We start from the raw sequence: 19,501 nt of genomic DNA, 5'->3' as shown, positions 1-19,501 counted from the left end.
TGGCGGGTAAAAATGGCAGATAATGATCAAAATGATGAATATAAATTCGCTGAATTAGATTCTCTCGAAAATGATTCCATTGAGAATCCGGAATACAGCCCCAAAAGTACTACTTCTATGGGGCAAGGCGGAGCAGAGCCGAGAAAGAACATTAAGCGTAATGCCTTGATAGCTGTAGGTTTTGTTGTATTCATTATGTTAATGTATAAATTTGTTGGAGGGATGTTTTTTGGAAAATCCACTAAAGTTCCTACAGAAGAGAGTATCACTCCTGCTCCTGTAGCTGAAATAACTCCATCTCCTCAGCCTCAGCAGCCTCCTCAAACGGAGATTCCACAAGAGCCCATACAACAACCGCAAGTACAGGCAATTCAACCACGCATTGTTGAAGAGAGCAGAGAATTGAAACAGAAAGTAGCCTCTATTGAAGCGACACAACAAACAGTTCAAACAGAGGTTAGTTCAGTGAATCAGCAAGTGGGTAATGTTAACAATAATGTCAATGCCCTAAGCGCGCAAATAGCTAAACTTAATCAGGTAATTAGTGATTTGAGCAATCAAGTAGCAAAACAATCTGAAGAAATTAATGTGCTGATGGAACGTACAAAACCTAAATTAATCAAAAGGATAATTCATGTTCAACCACCAGCACCCCAAATAAATTACTATATTAATGCAGTAATTCCTGGTCGAGCTTGGCTAATTGGCACAAATGGTTCTACACTTACAGTAAGAGAAGGATCAAAAATCGAAGGATATGGGGTAGTTAAACTAATCGATTCTTTACAGGGTCGCGTGTTAACAAGCTCTGGTCGAGTAATTAGGTTTAGTCAAGACGATAGTTGAGGTTTAGTATGGCTGATACATGTACAGGCGGAACAGCGGCGTGTTGGTTATCAAGTGAAATAAATATTCTAGTGAATGTTGCAAATAATTTAATACCTGTAGAGCGTTTAATTACAGGGGGAGCTTATCTAATTGGTTGTGCTTTTTTGTTTAAGGCGATTTATAGTTTAAAGGTATATGGTGAAGCACGAACAATGATGTCGAGTAATTCGAGTATCAAAGAGCCTATAATTTATTTGTTTGTTGGCGCGTTATTTATTTATTTTCCATCTGCATTTGAAACAATGATGCAAACGACGTTCGGTTATACAAATGTTCTTCAGTATGCACCAACAGGCGGTAGCAACCCAACGCTAGACACGCTTTTTGGTACTTCAAGTCCAGTTGGAAGATCTCTAACGATTATTATTCAAGTCATTGGCTTAGTTGCCTTTGTAAGGGGGTGGGTGTTGATTGCACGTTCTGCTTCACAGGGACAACCACCAGGGGGGACTGGAAAGGGCTTAGTCCATGTTTTTGGAGGAATATTAGCAATTAATATAGTAGGTACTATTCAAATGATTAATAATACCTTGTATGGTTCTTAATTGTACAGATTGTTTTGGTTTAAATTTAAAATTGGGGAGAAATATGGTGAAAAGTAAAGTCATGAGTAAATCAGGTTATAAATATTGGTTATCCAGTATGGTTTGTTTGGGCATATTGGCTTTAGTCAGCCAGGATGCAGCAGCAGGTGGTATGAGTGTAGGTGCCATGGCATCACAGATTACATCATCATTTACAAACTTAACCAAATTAATCACTGCTGGTTCTTATCTAGCTGGTCTGGGGTTTTCCATTGGTGCGATTATGAAATTTAAACAGCACAAAGATAACCCAACCCAAATTCCAATAGGAACACCGATTGCTTTAGTGTTTATCGCAGCTGCATTATTGTTCCTGCCTTCTATCTTAAGCGTTACCGGATCAACAATGTTCGGTTCAAGCGGTGGTACAACAGCTGGTCCTACTGGTACCGTTTATACTAGTGGCTAGAAATGGCTTCCTTGTATCATAATGGGATTGGTTTCAAATATCCTCTCTCAAACGAGAGAGGATGTTTTAATAAAAAGACAGCGAATAATTGCCAGTAAAATAAAGCATTCATGTGAGCCTAAATATGGCGGTTAATCAAGAAAAATTCAAATTAAAATTAATGGCTACACCAGGTTCATGGCGTTTATATTCAGCCAGAAAGGTTGATGAGCGCTTTAAAGCTTTTGAACAAAAGATATTTCAAAGAGATAGGTATACCTGTAAGTTTTGTGGATTTCAGGCTCGATTATTTCAAGAGATAGTTAATCTTGATAATAATTACACAAACAATAAAATTGATAATTTAGTGACAGCATGCTGCTTTTGTGCGCAATGCTTTTTTATTGAGTCAGTAGGTGTTGGTGGTTATGGTGGAGGAACTCTAGTTTATCTTCCAGAACTTAGCCAAGCTGAATTAAACAGTTTATGTCATGTATTATTTTGTGCTATTACCAATGACACAGGTTATAAATCTAGTGCACAAAATATATATCGTGGATTTAAATTTAGATCCCAAATAGTTGAAGAAAAATTTGGTGAGGGAACAAGTGATCCAGCTATATTCGGGCAACTGCTAATTGATGCCGGTATACAAGATGAAGAACGAAGATCCAGGTTATTTAAAAACATACTTCTATTGCCTTCCAGAGCAAAATTTCGTAAACAAATTGAAAAATGGGCTGCTAGTGCTTTAGAAGAAATTTCAAGTTAAATGTGAGGAACACAATGGCGCATTGGTCAGAATCTTTTTTCGAGGGAGTAGATACTTTCTTTGCCTGGCTAAGTACTTCGCTTAAGCAAACAACAGAATCATACATCGATTTAGAAACAGCCGACAGTCCGACAGTATTAGTAAATCATGACGGCTCTTTATTATCGGTGTTAAAAATAGAAGGTATATCAGCACTTGCAGGAAGTGCAGAATTCGAACACTTGATTGCAGGGTTAACAAATGCTTTTCAAGCTGCAATGGGACGCCCAGGACATTCTTTACAAGTTTATTTTAGTCATGATAAACAAAATATAAAAAAGCTAATTACTGATACTTATGAGCCAGCTGTTGCAACAGCTAAGCGACTCGAATTGAATTTAACAGATTTATTTGAGGAGCGGGTCAACTATATGTCGTTGTATTGTGCGGAAGAGCGTACTTATTTTGTGCTCATTACACGACCATTTAATTTAACTTCAGAGCAATTAAAAGCAGCGAATAAAGCTAAAGCACAGATGATTAAGGAGCGCAAGGCTCCTCCATTCAAGAATACACAAACCATCTATGCAGCGATACCGGAGTTGCGTGATACTCATGATGCCTACGTGCGTTCTATCATGAATGATCTAGAGTCGTTGCATATTTTTGCAAAATTAATGGAAGTCCATGATGCAATACATGCAATTCGCATGACTGCTGATCCAGATTATACTGCTGATGATTGGCGCGCTAGTTTGCCTGGCGACAAAGTTACAATTAGAGAAATTAATGAATTTGAAGGGGATCCTTCTGACTTATTATGGCCTTCTTTAGCAAAGCAGGTTTTCCCCCGTGATGCAGAAGTATTAGATCTACGCACAGTTCGAGTTGGCGATAAAATTTACTCCTCAACATTTATTGATCTCTTTCCCAAGGATGTAAGACCTTTTATTCATCTATTTGCACGTATATTACCTTCACATGTTCCATGGAGAATTTCATTTCTAATTGAGAGTGAAGGACTTTCAACTATCAAACTAAAAGGGCTTTTAACTGCAATTTTAAGTTTTAGTTCGGCACAGAATCGTCTGATTAGTGATTCAGTAAATTTATTAAAATACATACATCTTAATACGGATGAATCAATCGTTCGCTTAAGAGTTGTTGCGACAACCTGGGCACCTGAGGACAAATTGGCATTATTGCGTCAAAGAAGTTCTGAATTAGTTAAAGCGATCGAAGGATGGGGTTCAACAGATGTTTCTGAAATTTGTGGCGATCCTTTTGGCGGATTTGTTTCCAGCATGTTAGGAGCTACGCTAAACAGCACAGCAGTTCCCACTGTGGCTCCTCTCAGCTCAGTCATTTCCATGCTGCCTATAACACGACCGGCCTCGCCTTGGTCAAAAGGTGCATTACTCTTTAGAACACCTGATGGAAAGCCTTGGCCTTTTCAGCCCGGCTCAACCGAGCAAACCACTTGGATTGATTTGGTTTATGCACGCCCAGGTTCTGGTAAATCCGTATTATCAAATGCGATTAATCTGGCTTTATGCTTATCCGGTGGTTTATTACGCCTTCCGCGTATCGCAATCATTGATATTGGTCCATCAAGTAGTGGACTTATTTCATTATTGAAAGAAGCATTACCGGCTTCGAAACGTCACTTGGTTGCTTATCATCGTTTAAGGATGACCCCAGAATATTCTATTAATCCTTTTGATACGCAGTTGGGTTGTCGGTATCCTACTGCATTGGAACGTGCATTTTTAGTTAACTTTATTACTCTGCTGACTACACCTTTAGGTGCCGAAAAGCCTTACGATGGTATGCCTGATTTAGCAGGCATGGTAGTGGATGAATTATACAAAAGTTTAGCCGATGAATATAATCCTTCACCCTATTCTCCGGGAGTAGAAGAATTTATTGATAGTATTTTGGAAGAAATTGGTTTTGTCCGTGATTCGAAATCAACTTGGTGGGAAGTTACAGACTCACTTTATTCAGCCGGTTTTACGCATGAGGCCTTGTTAGCGCAACGTTATGCAATGCCTTTATTGGCTGATGCAGCATCAATTTGTAGAACTCCATCTATTGAAGATTTATATGAAAGAATTACTGCGCCTACTGGCGAATCATTAATCAATGCATTTTCGAGAATGATCTCTGCAGCTGTTAGAGAATACCCTATATTGTCACGCGTCAGTAGTTTTGATATTGGAGATGCACGAGTTGTTTCTCTAGATCTCGATGAAGTAGCTAAAAGCGGTGGTGATGCTGCGGACAGACAAACCGCGGTTATGTATATGTTGGCGCGTTATGTTTTGGCAAGACATTATTATTTAACTGACGAAAGTTTAAATAATATACCTGAACAATATAAGGAATATCACAAGCAAAGAGTTCAGGAAATTCGAGAAGATCATAAACGTATTGTGTATGATGAGTTCCACCGCACTTCAAAGTCCTCCGCAGTTCGTGAGCAGGTAATTATTGATATGCGTGAAGGACGTAAATGGAAAGTACAAATTGCATTACTTTCACAGTCGGTAGAGGATTTTGATCCTGTAATGATAGATTTTGCTACTGCTATTTATATTATGGATGCCGGTCCATCACAAGCGATAGAGAAAACAACGTCAATATTCGGGCTTTCTGACACTGCAAAAACAGCTTTACGTACCAGAGTACATGGACCCAGGGAGGGAGGAGCAACGTTCCTTGCCCAATTTGCGACGAAAACAGGCGTTAATGTGCAGTTACTGACCCTGACTTTAGGACCAGTAGAATTATGGGCCTTTAGTACTACAGCTGAAGATGCCACTGTCCGGAATCACTTATATCGTCACCTTGGTCCTGGAGAAGCCAGGCGTCTTTTGGCAGTGTTATTCCCAAATGGTTCAGTTGCCAGAGAGGTGGAAAACCGGTTGAATACAATGAAAGAAAAAATTGGTTTAATTGAAGATGAAATAAAGGAAAGTATCATTGAACAATTAATAAACGATATTCTTGATGCATATTCGAAAAATCCTGATGTTAGGAGTTTACCGGCTAAAATCACTTAACGTTTTTTAAAGGAGGTTTTATTGGTAAGCTAACAACTACCTTTAAGCCACCTTGAATATTATTAGTGAGCGTAATATCACCTTGATGCATTTGAATAATTTCTCGAGCTATGGTTAATCCAAGACCGGTTCCGCCGGTGCTGCGTGAACGTGAATTTTCACCCCGATAAAAAGGTAAGAAAACCTGCTCTAAATCAGATTCTGCTAATCCTGGTCCTTGGTCAGTAATTGTAATTTCTATTTTATTTTCCAAACAAGAAAGGTGAATCATAGCCTTATAACCGTAATGCACCGCATTATTAATTAAATTATTAAAAGCTCGTTTCAGTAAATTAACAGTACCGAAATAAACTAATTTGGGATTGTCGCTAATAAAACTTACATCATAATTGAGTTCAATAGCATCTTCTTTTAATGAAGAAATTAAGGCAACCAGATCAAAAAGCTGAGGCTTTTCTTCAACATTTATATCTCTAAAATAATCGAGTGTTTCCCGAATCATAAGTTCCATTTCATTGATATCAGCCATTATTTTATTGTAATTAGGATCGTTTTCTAAATATTCTGCTCGCAATTTTAAGCGGGTAAGAGGAGTGCGTAAATCATGGGAGATTGCAGTTACCACACGAGTACGATTGGCCAAAAGCTTATTCACTTTTTCTTGCAGATCATTTATTTTTTTAAAAATAGCTCTTTGGTCTTGATTACCTGTCACGGGTATCGGTAACCAATTTTCTTGATGCTCACTATAATGAAGGCTTTGAATTAGGGTCTGTATGGGTTGATTTAAGGTTTTAACGGCCCAGTAGTTAATAAAAAATAAGACACCAATTAAGATAAGAAATAAGCTAATTACTGAGTTTGTTTCTCTTGGAAAAGGAGAAATAACACGGACGTTAAGCCAATTATTTTCTTTTATAAATGCAGAAAACTCTAATTTATTATTTTGCTTGATTAAATTAAAAAGTATGGAGGTTTTTAAAGTCAATAGAGCATTTTTTTTGAATAAAGGCTTAGGGGATAAGGTTATCTCAGCCCAGGACGTGCTTCGATTGCGTAAAATGACAGGCCACAAAGATTGAGGATTCTTTTGTAACAGAGTCACTAACTGAACTAAAGATCGAACAGCTTTGGGAGGAAGGGGAGAACGAATATTTTCATAATAATATTGACCCAACTGCATAAAAGAAAAGATAATTAAAAGGTTACCCAGTATTAATCCAAATAATGTCTTTTTTGCAGTTTTAGTAAGTTGGCTCATGCGCAATCAACCTTGGTTTTGAATTGATAACCTCCTCCACGAATTGTTAATAATAATCGAGGATTACGTGGATCAATCTCGATTTTTTTACGCAATCGTCCAATTAGTACATCAATTGTCCTATCTTGTGAGTCAAAGTTCTTATCGTATAATAAGTCCATTAATTGATCACGGCTTAAAATACGTCCTGGATGCTCTAAAAAAATGAGTAACAGCTCATATTCGCGATGGCTTAAAGGAATTGCAACAGAATCTTTGTCAATCAAGGAATGTGTATTGCGATCAAGAATCCAATTATCGAAATGTATTTGTTGTAATGGCGTAAGTTTTTTACGATCAATATCAAGTTCACCTTGAGTTCGCCTTAATTGTGCTTTGACTCGGGCTAATAACTCACGAGAGCTAAAGGGTTTAGATATATAGTCATCTGCACCTAACTCTAATCCAGCAACTTTATCTGCTATGCTGTTTGCTGCACTGAGCATAATAATAGGCATACTATGAGTTTGTCGAATCGTCTGGCATAAATTCAACCCGTCGATTCCTGGCAGCATAATATCTAATATAATCAAATCAAAATTATTTTCTCTTAATAACTGTTTGATGTTCAAACCATTTAAAGTCCATGTAGTGCGAAAACCATTTTTAATTAAGTAATCGTTTATCAAATGTGTAATTTCTTGATCATCATCAATAATCAATATATGACTTTTTCTCGTACTCATGAATCACCTGAGAAAAGATATAACTGAAGCGCGCTTATAATTTTGAAAAGATTGTGCATAAACTTCATTTATTATTTGAATCCTCTTCATTATATACCAATAAATTGTTTTGCATTTAGTATTGTAACATTGGTGTTACAAGAAACAGTTTATTTGTCATATTCCTATTACATTGTTTCATTACACTCAATATTGAAACAAATAGGAGAAAAAAATGAATATTAAGCGTTTTTTATTAATTAATAGTATGGCTTTGAGTTTATTGGGGGCTTCAATTGCCTCAGCCCAATCAACGGTAAGTAGTGCGGCTGATTCTCTGAATCAATCATCACAATACCGCCAATCTATTAATAAAATATTGCCCCCGCAACAGCGCGCAGAGTTGGTTAAAATCAAAAAAAATTTGCGAGCGCAAATGATCCCCTTAATTAAAGAAAAACGTGCGCTTAGTTTGCAAATAAAAGGGAAAATAGCAACACCAAATGCAAAATGGAGTGATATATCAGTTTTGCTGGAAAAAAGAAACGCAGTGGAATTGAAAATAAGTATATTATTGGCTAAAGCTCAATTACAGACTTATCAAAAATTGGGTATTTTATTACCAATTCATCATCGCCATCATCAGTGCCACCTCCAAAATAAAAATGTGGCAAAAAAATAACAAATTACTATGACATGGTTTCGTATGTGAATACGAAACCAATAATTTTGAAATGAATTTCTGTCCAATAAAAATAGACCTACTGTGGTATATAAATCTATTTTCCAAAAGCAGCCAATCTGTCAGAAATAATTATAGCTCCTGGCAAAGTTGGATCTTGCATATAACACACAACATATGGCAACACACTCTAAAAAACAGACTATTTGCGCTAAAAATAAGATCAATTTAGGTGATTTAACTTAACAAGGCGAATCAATTTTCGCCCAGATTAGGTTATAGGAAAAAAAAGAGAATCGCATGAAATCAAAAATTGATAGAAGCTCATTTTTCTGCTCCTCTAAATCTCATACCATGACTATAGAGACGGAACAGGAACTTCATTTAGCCCGAACTGCTTGTGTTATCCAGAGATGGTGGAAGCAGTTGCATTTAAAACGAACTGCTTTAGACTCATTTCAATATGTACATGAAAATTTAGAGCGCTTCATAGTCTCGATCCAAGAATGCTGGAACTATAGGAGGGGTATGGTCATCAACAAGAAACGCTAAGAACAAGGCGTCAATCTTTAGTGGGTGAAGAAGGCATCCACATGCTTTCAGAAGAACTAAATAATCTTCAAGATTCATTTGAGGCAAATAAATGGATAACATCACCTAACGATGCATTAATCCATGAACTCGTATTAAATCCAAAATTATTACTTTCTTCATAAGCCTGCATCATACATCCCCGAAAGGATATTAATGCAGCGATAGCAGCATTAACACAAGAGTGCGCAAATGTAGATTTGATCTTTGGTGTATTGGGTGAAATACGTACTACCTTAGGGGCATTTACACCTAATAACAGACAAAAATTCATTAAATTACAGCATAATTTTCATATTAATCAATCAAGTGGATTAATTTCGAGAAATATCGTTGCTTTCGAGCAAGAGAATTTTCAGGAGCGATTATCCGGAAAGCAAGTTAATCTTCAATTTGTTTTGGGATGGATTGATAAGTTTGTGAGCGCACCACAGGATTATCGACTGGATCTACCCATTCTATGTTCGCAACATATTGGATTTTATGTATCTTCTGCATTATTACGGGCAGTTTTGCAGCAACCTGAAAGCACTGTGTTGCATACTATTCCAGAGACTTTTTATCTGGATCGCATAAGAATAGTAAATTGGCATGCTGAATATCAAAATTTAATATATACAGCCACTTTCTTAGGCTATATAGAATCATTCCGTCGCGATTATGGTGTGGTGCTTTCTTCTAAAGAATTATTGCAACAAAAAAGCAGTTAGAAGGGGGAATACTTAATTCCCCTCAAGAAAAAGCAGATGAGCTTATAGAAATCATAAATCGATTGTTAATAAAAAATAAAAAGGAGTTAACCTTTACTGACCAAAACACCTTCAAGGGATTAGTTGAAATATGCTGTTTGGGTACGAACCAGGTGGCCCAAATTATTAATAAACGCTTAGGGGAGCAGCTGTCGTTTTATTTATTGAAAGGATATCTCCCGGAGCACGCTATTTGTCTAGTTAAAAGGTATGGCTTGAGACTGAACTTAATAAGTTAGGTAAGGAAATATTACCGGTGTTGCGTCTGCATACTAAAGTTCATGGTGCGTTTTATCAACATAAAATGGAACAATGTTTATGGAGTCCGTTGTTTAATGTACTGAGAGAATCTGCAATTCCAACCACATTTTCTCGCTTATTCTCACCTGAACGGGAGAATATTTGTAGTACCTATACTTTCTTACATAAACTTGCTTTTGTTCTTAGTGGATTAGCATTAATTCAACAAGCGGTTGTTTATTCCGATATGTGGAATTTAAATCTAACGATAAACAATACTACTCTAAAAGAGCTCGCTGTTTCATTTGGCTTAATCGATATGATAAAAAATTCAAATATGGCTAAGGACGCTATTGAAAGTCGGCTAATGGAGTTAATGCAACATGTTGCCAATGAGTATGAACTTCCTTATGACGCATCGGATAAGCGCGAAAGCACGGATGATGCGTTTGGCAAAAGATGAAAAATCGGTAGGTTGTAAAGCATTTATTGATGAATTGGCTAGTCAGGCTAAGCAGTGTGTAATGGAGGATAAGATCCAAATTAATCCCAGTAATCTAGTTGGGGCGTTTAGAGAATTAATTAGTCAAATTGGCATAAAAACAAAAGATCTGATCCAACAAGTTAAAAACGCTCATCACCCATATGAGAGACTTCCAGAGGCAGTACCTCTTCCTTTGCTTTGCTCAGGAAGAGCAATTGGGGAATAAAAAAAATCAATTAGGGCGTAATTATATTTATTTTGAATCAGCGCATTTTTCAATGACAATTTGTGCTATTAGTTCGGCAAATAGGTTATAGCTTTGTATCCTGTGAGAAGTACCTCGCCAAGCGACACCAATGTGTCTATAGGAATGATCATTTTTCAAGGGAACAGCAACTAAATCCGTGTTTGCAAGAATACGACTGTTAATCGCCAGGTTAGGCAAAAAGGTAATGCCTGGGTGGTGATTTACCATCTGGATTAATGTATGCAAACTGGTTGCAAAAAATGAATTGATTTTTTTACTTTCTTTAAGTTGGCAGGCTTGTAATGTATGTTCTGTCAGGCAATGTTCTTTTTCCAATAGAAAGATGCTGTTTTCCGGAAGCCTCGATATTTCCGTATCAAATCCTTGGCGCAACCACCTTTTGGGCAAAACAAGTTTAAAATAATCATTACATAATATTTTTGTTTGCAAGTTTGCTGTTGGATAGGGTAGGGCCAGGATAGCAAGATCAAGTTTTCCTTCACCCAAATAGTTTAAAACATTATCTGTTGTATCTTCTCTGATGAAAAGAGATAAATCAGGATAAAGCTGCTGACATAAAACCTGGAGATCACTTAAAATAAATGGGGCAATGGTGGGGATAACGCCAACATAAAAATTTCCCTGCATTGCTTTTCCCTGATTTTTAGCATAATCGACTAATTCATAGTTTTGTTGAAGCATCAATCGACCACGACGTACAATTTCTTCCCCTAAAGAAGTAAATAGAAATGTTTTATGATCTCTTTCAAGCAAAGGAGCATCGAGCGTTTCTTCAAGATTTGTAATCGCCGCGCTCAAAGTGGATTGGCTAATAAAACATGCCATAGCCGCACGACCAAAATGTTGGTGATCATATAGGGTAATCAAGTAATGGAGATGTTTTAAACTAATTAACTTATTCATCGCTTTTTTCGATTAATTAAATCAATTTTATTCACTTTATATAATTATACACCCTATCTATAATTTAATTAACAAATAAATGAGGAGAAATTTATGTTAACAGTTGGTCAAAAATTGCCGGAGTTTTCTGTAGTTGCCGTAAAACCCGGATTTAATAATCATGAAGAGAATGGGGCAAGTGCTTTTGAATCTATTACTGAAAAAAGCTTTCCAGGAAAATGGAAAATAGTGTTTTTCTACCCTAAAGACTTTACCTTTGTATGTCCCACAGAAATTGTTGAATTTGCAAAGTTAAATGGTGAGTTTAATGACAGAGATGCAGTGGTATTAGGGGGAAGTACAGATAATGAATTTGTGAAATTGGCTTGGCGCAGAGAACATAAGGATTTACATCAGCTGAATCAATATAGTTTTGCAGATGTTCAAGGAAAACTAACGGATGGTTTGGGTGTTCGTGATGAAGAAAGTGGTTGCGCGTTAAGGGCAACATTTATCATTGATCCAAATAATGTGATTCAGCATGTTAGCGTGAATTCCCTTAATGTAGGTCGTAATCCACAAGAGGTTTTACGTATTTTAGATGCGTTACAAACGGATGAGTTGTGTCCTTGTAATCGCCAAATTGGTGGTGAGACATTATAAAACAAGATACTCCTGCGGGTAATGCTGGAGTATTGTGAGGAGAGGATTATGTCGATTGAACAATTAAAACAGGCCATTCCTGATTTTGCTAAAGATATTCGCCTGAATTTGAGTACTCTATTTGGTAATATTGCTCAGTCCGGTTTAACGGAAGCTCAATTTTATGGTGCCGCTCTGGCTGTAGCTTATACCTTGAAAAATAAAAGTATAATCAATGCGATTAAAACGGATGGAGCAATCTATATTTCAGCTGAATTAGAACATGCCGTAAAAACAGCAACAGCTTTAATGGCTATGAATAATGTGTATTATCGTGCAATTCATTTAGCAGAAAATAAGGAGCTTTCCACTTTACCTGCTCATTTACGTATGAATGGTATGTTAAATCCAGGTGTGTCCAAAGCTGATTTTGAATTGTTCGCTTTAGCAGTATCCGTAATTAATGGGTGTGGTATGTGCATTGGCTCACACGTAAAACAGTTATTAGAGCATGGGTTTGATAAAATTGCTGTGCAATCGGTACTTCGTATTGCTGCTGTTTTAAATGCCTCATCATTTGTTCTGTCACTCGATGAATGAAAATTGATTAGGGTTTGTTGAGCGCGGCCCTCGTGTCGCGCGCTTCATGCACGACAATCCAATACAGGAAACTAATTCAATTAGAATTTTATCATCGTTTGGCTCCCTGAATCGTGTTCGAAATGCGCCATATGAAAAACGGAACATTCCTGATTGTTCTTTAAAAATGCAACTCATATAATCGTTTGCCGCAATCATATGCCGGACATGCTACCCAGACAATAAAGCGCTCAAAACATGTAAAAATGACATGCCAAGAACGGCTAAATTTCATGGTAAAAGTCCTCGAGTAATAATGACTAACAAGAAATCAGTTTATGCAAAACAGAGATGATTTAAACAAGAAAAAAGTAAGCGACAATGGGGCGTTTAATCGAATTCCCAAAGTCCTTCTTAATTATATTTTTGAATTTTTTCCTCGAAATCATGATCCGAATAACCCTAAAAAATTAAATCCTGAACTTAGAAACTTGCGATTGACCAATAAAAGCTTTAATGAAGTAGCAACTACGGTTTGATAAACATCTGTTATTTAAAAGCCCATTTATAACAAAAATGGTGAAGGCAGACGACGAATATTTTGCAGTGAGTAATCTCTCTTATTATGTTAGTAGTTATTGGGCCCCTTATTCCCCTTCAATGAACGAACTAGCGGAAAGAAAGCGCTTGGACACAGAAGAGCAGCTTGCAACTGTTTATAACGCCACTCATTTTTATTTATTTAAAACGCAAAAAGAAGCATTGGCATTTAAAGAGAACCTGCCTGAAGCAAAGATGGCAGACAGTCATGAATCAAGAGTCATTACAAAAGCGGTTATAAAGAAACATACGAAGCTTTTGGAGTTGTCTTACAAGACATCAATTCTAGATGAGCTGCATCAGCAAATGCATGAAAAATTCAAAGAATGTAATGAAGCAGTAAGAAAAAAACTCGATCAACAGCTCCTTTTTAAGCTATGGGGTGAATTAGAACAAATAAATGATAAAATTAAAAATCCTCAAAACCATACTGTTTCTAACCTCATGCTGAGAGCTGAACGAGCGGATCTGAAATTGATCGGTATTTATACTCCTCATAACGATGAACCTATAGCATATTATGATGAGAATTATGTTCGAGAAGAGTCAAAAACAAATCCAACACACTTTGGACAAAAAATCAGTGATCAAATAGAATCAAAGTGTATTATTCTCTAATGAGATAATTCATCAGCACTATTTTCTTTCGATATAAAAAAACGTTGTTATTGCAATGAAAAGAAAGCAATCCAGATTCAAATTTTCAATGTGAGATGATTCTGGATTGTTTGCCAAGGCACACAAGAAATAAACATTACAATAATTTGGCATACTGCAGTTGAGATAAGCATGTGCTATTGGTCAGTTTTTATCCCGGTCTCAAATACCGGGAATTATTTTTCCTCTTGATTAGGCATCTTGCCAGCCTTCGGGTTCTAAGGGAATGATTATCCATAAGATAATATAGGCAATAAATGCAGCTCCTCCAAGTAAGAAAAAGATAACAAAAATTATTCTCATCCATACTGGATCTACACCAAAATAAATGCCTAATCCGCCGCATATTCCAGCAATTTTTCGATCTTTACGCGAACGCCATAATTTTTTATAAGGTGGATGCTTACTCATAACTTACCTTGATGTTGAGTGTGTAAACCATTTTTTGCCCTCCACAAAACGGGCAATTATCATGCAGCTTACACTGTTACATGTTACATTAAGCATTGTAGCAAGTGGATCAATGATAATACTTATTGCAGCAATAATCATTAAAACCGAAGGAGGAAAACCATAAACACTTAAAATAAGCAGTTCTCCTAGCATTCCCCCACTAGGAATCGCCCCCATTACGGTACCAACCATTAAAGAAACTCCTAGTGCAGTGAGTAAAACACTAGGCTCAGAAAAATTTAAATGAAAAATTCCAAATAGAAAAGCAATTTTGAATACCCCACCGATTACAGAACCATCTTTGTGAATAATAGTACCTAAAGGAATTACTGTTTCGTAAATTTCTGGAGCCACTTTCATATTTTTGACGCTAATCAAATTGGCAGGAATACTTGCAGCACTACTACATGTTGCAATAGAGGTAACTGCGGGGAGGAAGATGTTGCGCCAAAATAATCTTATTCCCCAAGTTTTTCCAGCTAAATAGGCAAAGAAGGTATTGATAAGAATAAAATATAGGACTCCAAAAGAATAATAAAGAATGCCAACCCGAAGATAATTCGTCATTAGTTGCGGGCCTAAATCGTGAACTAAAACGGCAAAATAAGCAAAGAACCCAAACGGGGCATAATACATAATTAATGTAAAAACACGCATGAAAATCTCTTCGCCTGCTTGTAAAAAATCAGAGAATGGTTTTGCTTTTTCATGCGTATGGGATGTGGCAAGTCCAACAAAGATTGAAAAGACGATTAAAGCAAGAATATGTTTATGCGAAAGTAAATGACTGAATTCAGATACAGTAAAAATTTCTGGGATCTGATCTATAAAACTCAGCGTGGATGTTTTTACAGGAGCCGTCAAGGGTAAAACAACGTTTTGAGCTGGTGGAAAAATATGTACGACAAAAAGAGCATAAATTGCTGCGATGATACCCGTAAATAAAAAAGTCATTGTCATATAAAAAGCAATTTTGCTTAATTTCCCCATAGAACCGATACGTGCAATCGCAGAGCTGACACTAAAGAAAATTAATGGAACAATTGCCGTAAAAATGAGATTAAGAAAAATGTCACCAAAAGGTTTTAAATAGTGTGTGATTTTACTAGAAAAACAACCGGTGAGGCCTCCAAGGAGGATTGCTGAAATTAAAATCAGCGAAAAAAGATAGGATTCAGAAACTTTTTTTGCCTCAGCCATTGCGCAACATCCTTAAAAGCGTTTTATTGTTGATTTAAGAAATTTCTATTGTATCTCTTTGCTTATCGATTGTGCCATAGCAGGAATTTTCAGAGCACGAGGTATCTTTGATCATAAAATATCATCATTGAATTAATAATTTGCAGCATGTATAATGCGTAGCGCTTCGAATATAACCCCTTGGAGGATCGTTATGCCCGCAGTTAGCCCTGTAGTTTACAATCAAGCTAATCTTTTTTCTTGGCAACAAGAGCTACCTCAAGTACAGTCACAAATATCGGAAAAATCACGCATAATTGAAGAGCAAACACAGCTTCTTAGCCCACTTCAACGGCAATTGGATACTATAAATCGACTCATTTCAATCACGCAAAGACAACTTACTAACGCGGATATCAGTTCGACTCAAGATATGCTCCATCATATGCATGATCATCATCATGATCGGCACCACCACCATCATCATAGAGATGGGCTGTTGCATTATGTAGGTGATTTCGCAAGAGAATGGAACCGAAGTCAATTACAAACTGAATTAGGGCGTTTACAAGCAGAGCGTATCTCACTCCAAAATCAAATGCGACCTTATGAGCGAGTAATCGATGAAGCGAATGCTGAATTGACTCAGCTTAATTCTCGTAAATCATTTTTAAACAATCATATACGTGGTGCTGAAATATTTTTACGGACTTTGCAGGAAAATCCCTTAGAGTTAGTGCAAACATTAGCCACTAGGCTGCAAAAAGCATTTAATGACTACGAAGATACTCATCTTACAGGCCTTTCTCCGCAAGTACGAATTAGCTTGATTGCCGCACGTTATGGGTTAGGTGAGTTAACTCGTTATGAAAGTGGATATAATCCAGAGGCATTACAACTCCAGCCAATACATAGATCTAACTATTTGCGCTTATGTGGCTTTATCTGGGATATGTATACGCGAGTAAGACAAGAAAACCTAGATACTGCATTTGAAAAAACGCTAGCGGATCTTGTTGAAAGTACCCATGTGCTTCAACAGGGGGATTTGCCCGATCACTGGCAAACAAATTACAGTGCAAATGCATGGTTTGAGGTCTCTAAAAACGCAAATTTAGGGGTTTTTGCAATTCAACCAGCACAAATAGACAACATAGAAGAGCAAATTTTTAATGACAAGTTGGTTCATTTAAAACGAAACAATATTTTATCCAATAACATACAAAGACATATTATGAATGCGGCTGAATTAATTGAGGCTGAAGTCGCAATGAAAAAACAAAAACAGGAATCCATAGATTACCATTTTTATGGCAGAACAGTTTGTGTTTTAACAGACGCGCTTAATAATCCAAATGATGTGCAAGCTATAAAACGTTTAGGTGATATTGCTGAATGTGCTTCTGGAAGTCCTTCAGTAGGGAAACAAGTGTTAGGGGGGTTACTAATTGCTCTGGGCGTATTGCTTATTGGGGCAAGTGTTGCTGGTATGGTAACAACATTTGGCTCTAGTTCTGCATTAAGTGCTGTAGGAATAGCTTTGGGACTGAGTTTATTGCAAACCCAGGTTGTTTTAGGGGTTACGTCTACTGTAGCTGCTGCCACAGGAATCGGACTAACTTTTTTTACAGGTCCAAATACAGTCAAATCTGGCCAACGCCAAGGTTTATCTCAGGGACTTATTGATGTTAAAGAAGATATTGAGCATTCTGTTACCTACCATTAATTCAATTCTTGCATGAGAACATTTTGCCATGCTCTATACTTTAAAGTATGGCAAAAAAAATTTTGGAACTTTAGTAAATAACAGTCCAATCTCCTTTACTTCCAGGATAATCAAGATGATGCATCAATATTTCTTTAGACAACGAACTTCTTCTGAGGTGCAGGAAGCAAATATTGAAGATTGTTGTATTCAAATCCCTTCTGTAAATGATATCGAACAAATGCATGGAATGCCTGCTGGTGCTGGAGAGGATCAGTTCAATCGCTTAAAACATATGACCCAACTAATTTCAGAAATTTGCGATAATGACTCCGCTTTATCAGTTTTGGATACAGATCAAGTCCAGTTGCCTCGCTGTTGGAATCAATTATTTGCTGCAATGTATAAGGGAGAAGCTCATGCTGCATTAAAATGCTTTGCTAAAATTCCTGAAGAAGATACGATACTTAACGCCATATTAAAAGTTCATACCCCAGAATACCTGCAACACATTATTATTGATTGTATTCAAGCGCACCATAATGGGCAAAAGCAATTAAACTCAGATATTGTGATCACTCCTAAAACTCTAGAAATCTTAATTAAAGATATCGCAATGACCTTAGAGCACCCGGGAAAAATCCATTTTTCTTTTGGGCTACCAACGCATCATGCTTATGCCAATGAAGGCAGTGGGTTTTGTATTTTGAATAAAACAGCGATTTTACTTAAATATGTTCAAAGTTCATACAGAAAACCACTCAAACACATTATTGTAGGAACAGATGTTAATCGTGATGATGGTTTGTGCCATATTTTAATGAAATCTGCTACAGATATGGATATCTGCCATATAGATGTTTTTGACTCTCGTGTTTATCCTCAACAGGATAATTTGTTTATCAATAAATTATTTAAGAAAAAGGGTAAGGATGAGGGACAAGATATCCATTCATGGGCAAAAGGCGGTTTATGCTATTTTGCTGTAGATTTAAGCACAACACAACGTATACGTGGAACCGTGCATCCTGCATTAGTTTTTGCTCTAGAGGAAATCGAGTCTCAAATACTAAGCGCAAAAGAAAATGGCCAGAAAATAGCACTTTTTTTACCAACAGGTTGGGATTCTCATGAAGCTGAAACAGCATATTGTGGGAAATTTGTTGATGGCAAGTTAATGAGTAAAGCCGAAGCAAAAAAAACGCGTTTTAATGAAACGGATTTAGTTTATTTTTATGAAAATCTCTTTCAAATAATTCAAGGAAATAAGGAAGATATTGAACGAGTTTATTGGGGCTTGGAAGGGGGCTATGAACGTTCCATGTATGAGCAACAAATCCGTTTATTGATGTCCCTTATTTTAAACAAGTTGGTACATCAGAATAATGATCACATTAATTCTGATGACAGCACCATGAGAATTGATTAAGGTAAATAATAATAGGGATTTGGTAGTTTAAATACCTTTTGAGCATATCCACCCTTTAGGTCGCTGTATTGATCACCTATAGAGGCTACAATTGTATAACCTTTTTCTGTGATTGTTTTGCGTGTATGCGATTTAAAGGGAATGATGGATTTGGATGAGTAGCTCATAGGTCGTAAGTAGAGTCCCGCCCATTTACTATAACCCTCTTTAATTAAATTTTGCTCTGTAGCTTTTCGTTCTGATTCATTTCGTCCGGTGACGAAAAATACGTTGACATTATGGGCAAGTGCATCTTGATATAAAGCAAGCATAGGCTTAATGGCGGGGGCATTCGCAGCCATTATATCTTGATGATATAGCGTACGATTCCCACCGAAATCACGTTGAATCATAGAGTTATAATTGGATAAACTCGTCTCATCAATATCTAAAACAATAGCGAGCTTCTTAGGTAGTTTTTCTTTTTCATTTAGGCTGGATTGCTGATTGATATACTTTTGTGCCTTAAGGATAACTTGTGTTAGCTCTTTTTGGTAAATCCCAGAATCATGGTAATTTTTGAGCTCATTTTTTGCTAAAGTCAAATTAGGGGGCTCTGCAAAGGTTGAACCCGAAAATAGTATCACTGTACCTAATGTTATTGCGCTAAGTGATCGAATAACTAAATGCTTCATTATCTATCCAATTTGCATCAAATTGGATGTGATTATATAAATGTTT

22 protein-coding genes and 1 pseudogene are annotated in these 19,501 nt (G+C 36.7%); 17 read left to right on the top strand and 6 right to left on the bottom strand.

Annotated elements, in window-relative coordinates; all coding sequences use genetic code 11:
* The first annotated feature begins 12 nt into the window (after window positions 1–12).
* The 5 genes from icmG (at window position 13) to EKG34_RS09770 (ending at window position 5,676) form a co-directional block, all read left to right on the top strand.
* Complete coding sequence (gene icmG / locus EKG34_RS09790) at window positions 13–846, top strand: type IVB secretion system protein IcmG/DotF (protein WP_003635137.1); 834 nt, start codon at window positions 13–15, stop codon at window positions 844–846.
* An 8-nt stretch (window positions 847–854) separates the two neighbouring features.
* Complete coding sequence (locus EKG34_RS09785; RefSeq protein WP_003635139.1) at window positions 855–1,433, top strand: hypothetical protein; 579 nt, start codon at window positions 855–857, stop codon at window positions 1,431–1,433.
* 43 nt (window positions 1,434–1,476) lie between these two features.
* Window positions 1,477–1,881, top strand: coding sequence for a hypothetical protein (locus EKG34_RS09780; protein WP_003635141.1), 405 nt, complete (start codon window positions 1,477–1,479; stop codon window positions 1,879–1,881).
* A 124-nt stretch (window positions 1,882–2,005) separates the two neighbouring features.
* Window positions 2,006–2,632: a type IVB secretion system protein IcmJDotN gene (gene icmJ, locus EKG34_RS09775; RefSeq protein ID WP_003635142.1), complete on the top strand. Its 627-nt coding sequence runs from the start codon at window positions 2,006–2,008 to the stop codon at window positions 2,630–2,632.
* Between the two features lie 14 nt (window positions 2,633–2,646).
* Window positions 2,647–5,676 carry a hypothetical protein gene (locus EKG34_RS09770; protein WP_003635145.1) on the top strand — a complete coding sequence of 1,010 codons (3,030 nt, stop codon included), beginning with the start codon at window positions 2,647–2,649 and terminating at the stop codon, window positions 5,674–5,676.
* Here EKG34_RS09770 and EKG34_RS09765 read toward each other — a convergent pair.
* Window positions 5,669–6,937 carry a sensor histidine kinase gene (locus tag EKG34_RS09765; RefSeq protein ID WP_003635147.1) on the bottom strand — a complete coding sequence of 423 codons (1,269 nt, stop codon included), beginning with the start codon at window positions 6,935–6,937 and terminating at the stop codon, window positions 5,669–5,671. The two genes, EKG34_RS09770 and EKG34_RS09765, sit on opposite strands and share 8 nt — an antisense overlap.
* Window positions 6,934–7,662, bottom strand: a complete 729-nt coding sequence (locus EKG34_RS09760) for a response regulator transcription factor (protein WP_003635148.1) — start codon at window positions 7,660–7,662, stop codon at window positions 6,934–6,936. Before EKG34_RS09760 ends, EKG34_RS09765 begins: the two co-directional genes overlap by 4 nt.
* A 214-nt stretch (window positions 7,663–7,876) precedes the next feature.
* On the opposite strand from EKG34_RS09760, the gene EKG34_RS09755 reads away from it, so the two are divergent.
* The 6 genes and pseudogenes from EKG34_RS09755 (at window position 7,877) to EKG34_RS09735 (ending at window position 10,613) form a co-directional block, all read left to right on the top strand.
* On the top strand, window positions 7,877–8,323 hold the full coding sequence (locus EKG34_RS09755) for a hypothetical protein (protein WP_003635150.1): 447 nt from the start codon (window positions 7,877–7,879) through the stop codon (window positions 8,321–8,323).
* A gap of 300 nt (window positions 8,324–8,623) precedes the next feature.
* Entirely contained in the window at window positions 8,624–8,875 is a 252-nt protein-coding gene (locus tag EKG34_RS09750; RefSeq protein ID WP_125461287.1) for a hypothetical protein, read from the top strand.
* A 41-nt stretch (window positions 8,876–8,916) separates the two neighbouring features.
* Window positions 8,917–9,039 carry a hypothetical protein gene (locus tag EKG34_RS18825; protein ID WP_012979363.1) on the top strand — a complete coding sequence of 41 codons (123 nt, stop codon included), beginning with the start codon at window positions 8,917–8,919 and terminating at the stop codon, window positions 9,037–9,039.
* Window positions 9,040–9,129: 90 nt separating this feature from the next.
* Entirely contained in the window at window positions 9,130–9,624 is a 495-nt protein-coding gene (locus EKG34_RS09745; RefSeq protein ID WP_003635154.1) for a hypothetical protein, read from the top strand.
* A 265-nt stretch (window positions 9,625–9,889) separates the two neighbouring features.
* A pseudogene (locus tag EKG34_RS09740) lies at window positions 9,890–10,366 on the top strand (TCP11-related protein); the annotation flags it as partial.
* Entirely contained in the window at window positions 10,353–10,613 is a 261-nt protein-coding gene (locus tag EKG34_RS09735; protein ID WP_125461288.1) for a hypothetical protein, read from the top strand. The pseudogene EKG34_RS09740 and the gene EKG34_RS09735, both read left to right, overlap by 14 nt.
* A gap of 27 nt (window positions 10,614–10,640) precedes the next feature.
* On the opposite strand, the gene EKG34_RS09730 is transcribed toward EKG34_RS09735, so the two are convergent.
* The gene (locus EKG34_RS09730; RefSeq protein ID WP_003635160.1) at window positions 10,641–11,558 is read right to left on the bottom strand and encodes a hydrogen peroxide-inducible genes activator; all 918 of its coding nucleotides are present in this window, start codon (window positions 11,556–11,558) and stop codon (window positions 10,641–10,643) included.
* Window positions 11,559–11,651: 93 nt separating this feature from the next.
* On the opposite strand from EKG34_RS09730, the gene EKG34_RS09725 reads away from it, so the two are divergent.
* The 4 genes from EKG34_RS09725 to EKG34_RS09710 all read left to right on the top strand — a co-directional run bounded on the left by EKG34_RS09725 (window position 11,652) and on the right by EKG34_RS09710 (window position 13,976).
* Complete coding sequence (locus EKG34_RS09725; protein WP_003635162.1) at window positions 11,652–12,200, top strand: peroxiredoxin; 549 nt, start codon at window positions 11,652–11,654, stop codon at window positions 12,198–12,200.
* Between the two features lie 48 nt (window positions 12,201–12,248).
* Window positions 12,249–12,779: a carboxymuconolactone decarboxylase family protein gene (locus EKG34_RS09720; RefSeq protein ID WP_003635164.1), complete on the top strand. Its 531-nt coding sequence runs from the start codon at window positions 12,249–12,251 to the stop codon at window positions 12,777–12,779.
* Window positions 12,780–13,096: 317 nt separating this feature from the next.
* Window positions 13,097–13,297 (top strand): hypothetical protein, encoded by a 201-nt coding sequence (locus tag EKG34_RS09715; protein WP_003635167.1) that lies wholly within the window; start codon window positions 13,097–13,099, stop codon window positions 13,295–13,297.
* 37 nt (window positions 13,298–13,334) lie between these two features.
* Entirely contained in the window at window positions 13,335–13,976 is a 642-nt protein-coding gene (locus tag EKG34_RS09710; RefSeq protein WP_003635169.1) for a hypothetical protein, read from the top strand.
* Window positions 13,977–14,207: 231 nt separating this feature from the next.
* On the opposite strand, the gene EKG34_RS09705 is transcribed toward EKG34_RS09710, so the two are convergent.
* Together EKG34_RS09705 and EKG34_RS09700 are read right to left on the bottom strand one after the other, a co-directional pair.
* Window positions 14,208–14,426 (bottom strand): PspC domain-containing protein, encoded by a 219-nt coding sequence (locus EKG34_RS09705; protein ID WP_003635171.1) that lies wholly within the window; start codon window positions 14,424–14,426, stop codon window positions 14,208–14,210.
* Between the two features lie 3 nt (window positions 14,427–14,429).
* A complete protein-coding gene (locus EKG34_RS09700; protein ID WP_003635174.1) occupies window positions 14,430–15,668 on the bottom strand; it encodes a dicarboxylate/amino acid:cation symporter in 1,239 nt (412 codons plus the stop codon).
* A 193-nt stretch (window positions 15,669–15,861) separates the two neighbouring features.
* Between EKG34_RS09700 and EKG34_RS09695 the strand changes: the two genes are divergently transcribed.
* Together EKG34_RS09695 and EKG34_RS09690 are read left to right on the top strand one after the other, a co-directional pair.
* A complete protein-coding gene (locus EKG34_RS09695; RefSeq protein WP_003635175.1) occupies window positions 15,862–17,373 on the top strand; it encodes a hypothetical protein in 1,512 nt (503 codons plus the stop codon).
* A 115-nt stretch (window positions 17,374–17,488) separates the two neighbouring features.
* The gene (locus EKG34_RS09690) at window positions 17,489–18,781 is read left to right on the top strand and encodes an arginase family protein (protein WP_003635177.1); all 1,293 of its coding nucleotides are present in this window, start codon (window positions 17,489–17,491) and stop codon (window positions 18,779–18,781) included.
* On the opposite strand, the gene EKG34_RS09685 is transcribed toward EKG34_RS09690, so the two are convergent.
* On the bottom strand, window positions 18,778–19,455 hold the full coding sequence (locus tag EKG34_RS09685; RefSeq protein ID WP_003635179.1) for an HAD family acid phosphatase: 678 nt from the start codon (window positions 19,453–19,455) through the stop codon (window positions 18,778–18,780). The genes EKG34_RS09690 and EKG34_RS09685 overlap by 4 nt on opposite strands.
* Window positions 19,456–19,501 lie beyond the last annotated feature (46 nt).

The organism is Legionella longbeachae, from assembly GCF_004283175.1.
GTDB lineage: Bacteria > Pseudomonadota > Gammaproteobacteria > Legionellales > Legionellaceae > Legionella > Legionella longbeachae.
Note: the sequence above shows the minus strand (reverse complement) of the source record. Positions and strands in the feature narration are given on the sequence as shown.

Bases quoted from the DNA above. Each gene is read 5' to 3' on its own strand.
- icmG (WP_003635137.1), top strand. From the start codon at position 13: ATGGCAGATAATGATCAAAATGATGAATATAAATTCGCTGAATTAGAT.
- EKG34_RS09785 (WP_003635139.1), top strand. From the start codon at position 855: ATGGCTGATACATGTACAGGCGGAACAGCGGCGTGTTGGTTATCAAGT.
- EKG34_RS09780 (WP_003635141.1), top strand. From the start codon at position 1,477: ATGGTGAAAAGTAAAGTCATGAGTAAATCAGGTTATAAATATTGGTTA.
- icmJ (WP_003635142.1), top strand. From the start codon at position 2,006: ATGGCGGTTAATCAAGAAAAATTCAAATTAAAATTAATGGCTACACCA.
- EKG34_RS09770 (WP_003635145.1), top strand. From the start codon at position 2,647: ATGGCGCATTGGTCAGAATCTTTTTTCGAGGGAGTAGATACTTTCTTT.
- EKG34_RS09765 (WP_003635147.1), bottom strand. From the start codon at position 6,937: ATGAGCCAACTTACTAAAACTGCAAAAAAGACATTATTTGGATTAATA.
- EKG34_RS09760 (WP_003635148.1), bottom strand. From the start codon at position 7,662: ATGAGTACGAGAAAAAGTCATATATTGATTATTGATGATGATCAAGAA.
- EKG34_RS09755 (WP_003635150.1), top strand. From the start codon at position 7,877: ATGAATATTAAGCGTTTTTTATTAATTAATAGTATGGCTTTGAGTTTA.
- EKG34_RS09750 (WP_125461287.1), top strand. From the start codon at position 8,624: ATGAAATCAAAAATTGATAGAAGCTCATTTTTCTGCTCCTCTAAATCT.
- EKG34_RS18825 (WP_012979363.1), top strand. From the start codon at position 8,917: ATGCTTTCAGAAGAACTAAATAATCTTCAAGATTCATTTGAGGCAAAT.
- EKG34_RS09730 (WP_003635160.1), bottom strand. From the start codon at position 11,558: ATGAATAAGTTAATTAGTTTAAAACATCTCCATTACTTGATTACCCTA.
- EKG34_RS09725 (WP_003635162.1), top strand. From the start codon at position 11,652: ATGTTAACAGTTGGTCAAAAATTGCCGGAGTTTTCTGTAGTTGCCGTA.
- EKG34_RS09720 (WP_003635164.1), top strand. From the start codon at position 12,249: ATGTCGATTGAACAATTAAAACAGGCCATTCCTGATTTTGCTAAAGAT.
- EKG34_RS09715 (WP_003635167.1), top strand. From the start codon at position 13,097: ATGCAAAACAGAGATGATTTAAACAAGAAAAAAGTAAGCGACAATGGG.
- EKG34_RS09710 (WP_003635169.1), top strand. From the start codon at position 13,335: ATGGTGAAGGCAGACGACGAATATTTTGCAGTGAGTAATCTCTCTTAT.
- EKG34_RS09705 (WP_003635171.1), bottom strand. From the start codon at position 14,426: ATGAGTAAGCATCCACCTTATAAAAAATTATGGCGTTCGCGTAAAGAT.
- EKG34_RS09700 (WP_003635174.1), bottom strand. From the start codon at position 15,668: ATGGCTGAGGCAAAAAAAGTTTCTGAATCCTATCTTTTTTCGCTGATT.
- EKG34_RS09695 (WP_003635175.1), top strand. From the start codon at position 15,862: ATGCCCGCAGTTAGCCCTGTAGTTTACAATCAAGCTAATCTTTTTTCT.
- EKG34_RS09690 (WP_003635177.1), top strand. From the start codon at position 17,489: ATGATGCATCAATATTTCTTTAGACAACGAACTTCTTCTGAGGTGCAG.
- EKG34_RS09685 (WP_003635179.1), bottom strand. From the start codon at position 19,455: ATGAAGCATTTAGTTATTCGATCACTTAGCGCAATAACATTAGGTACA.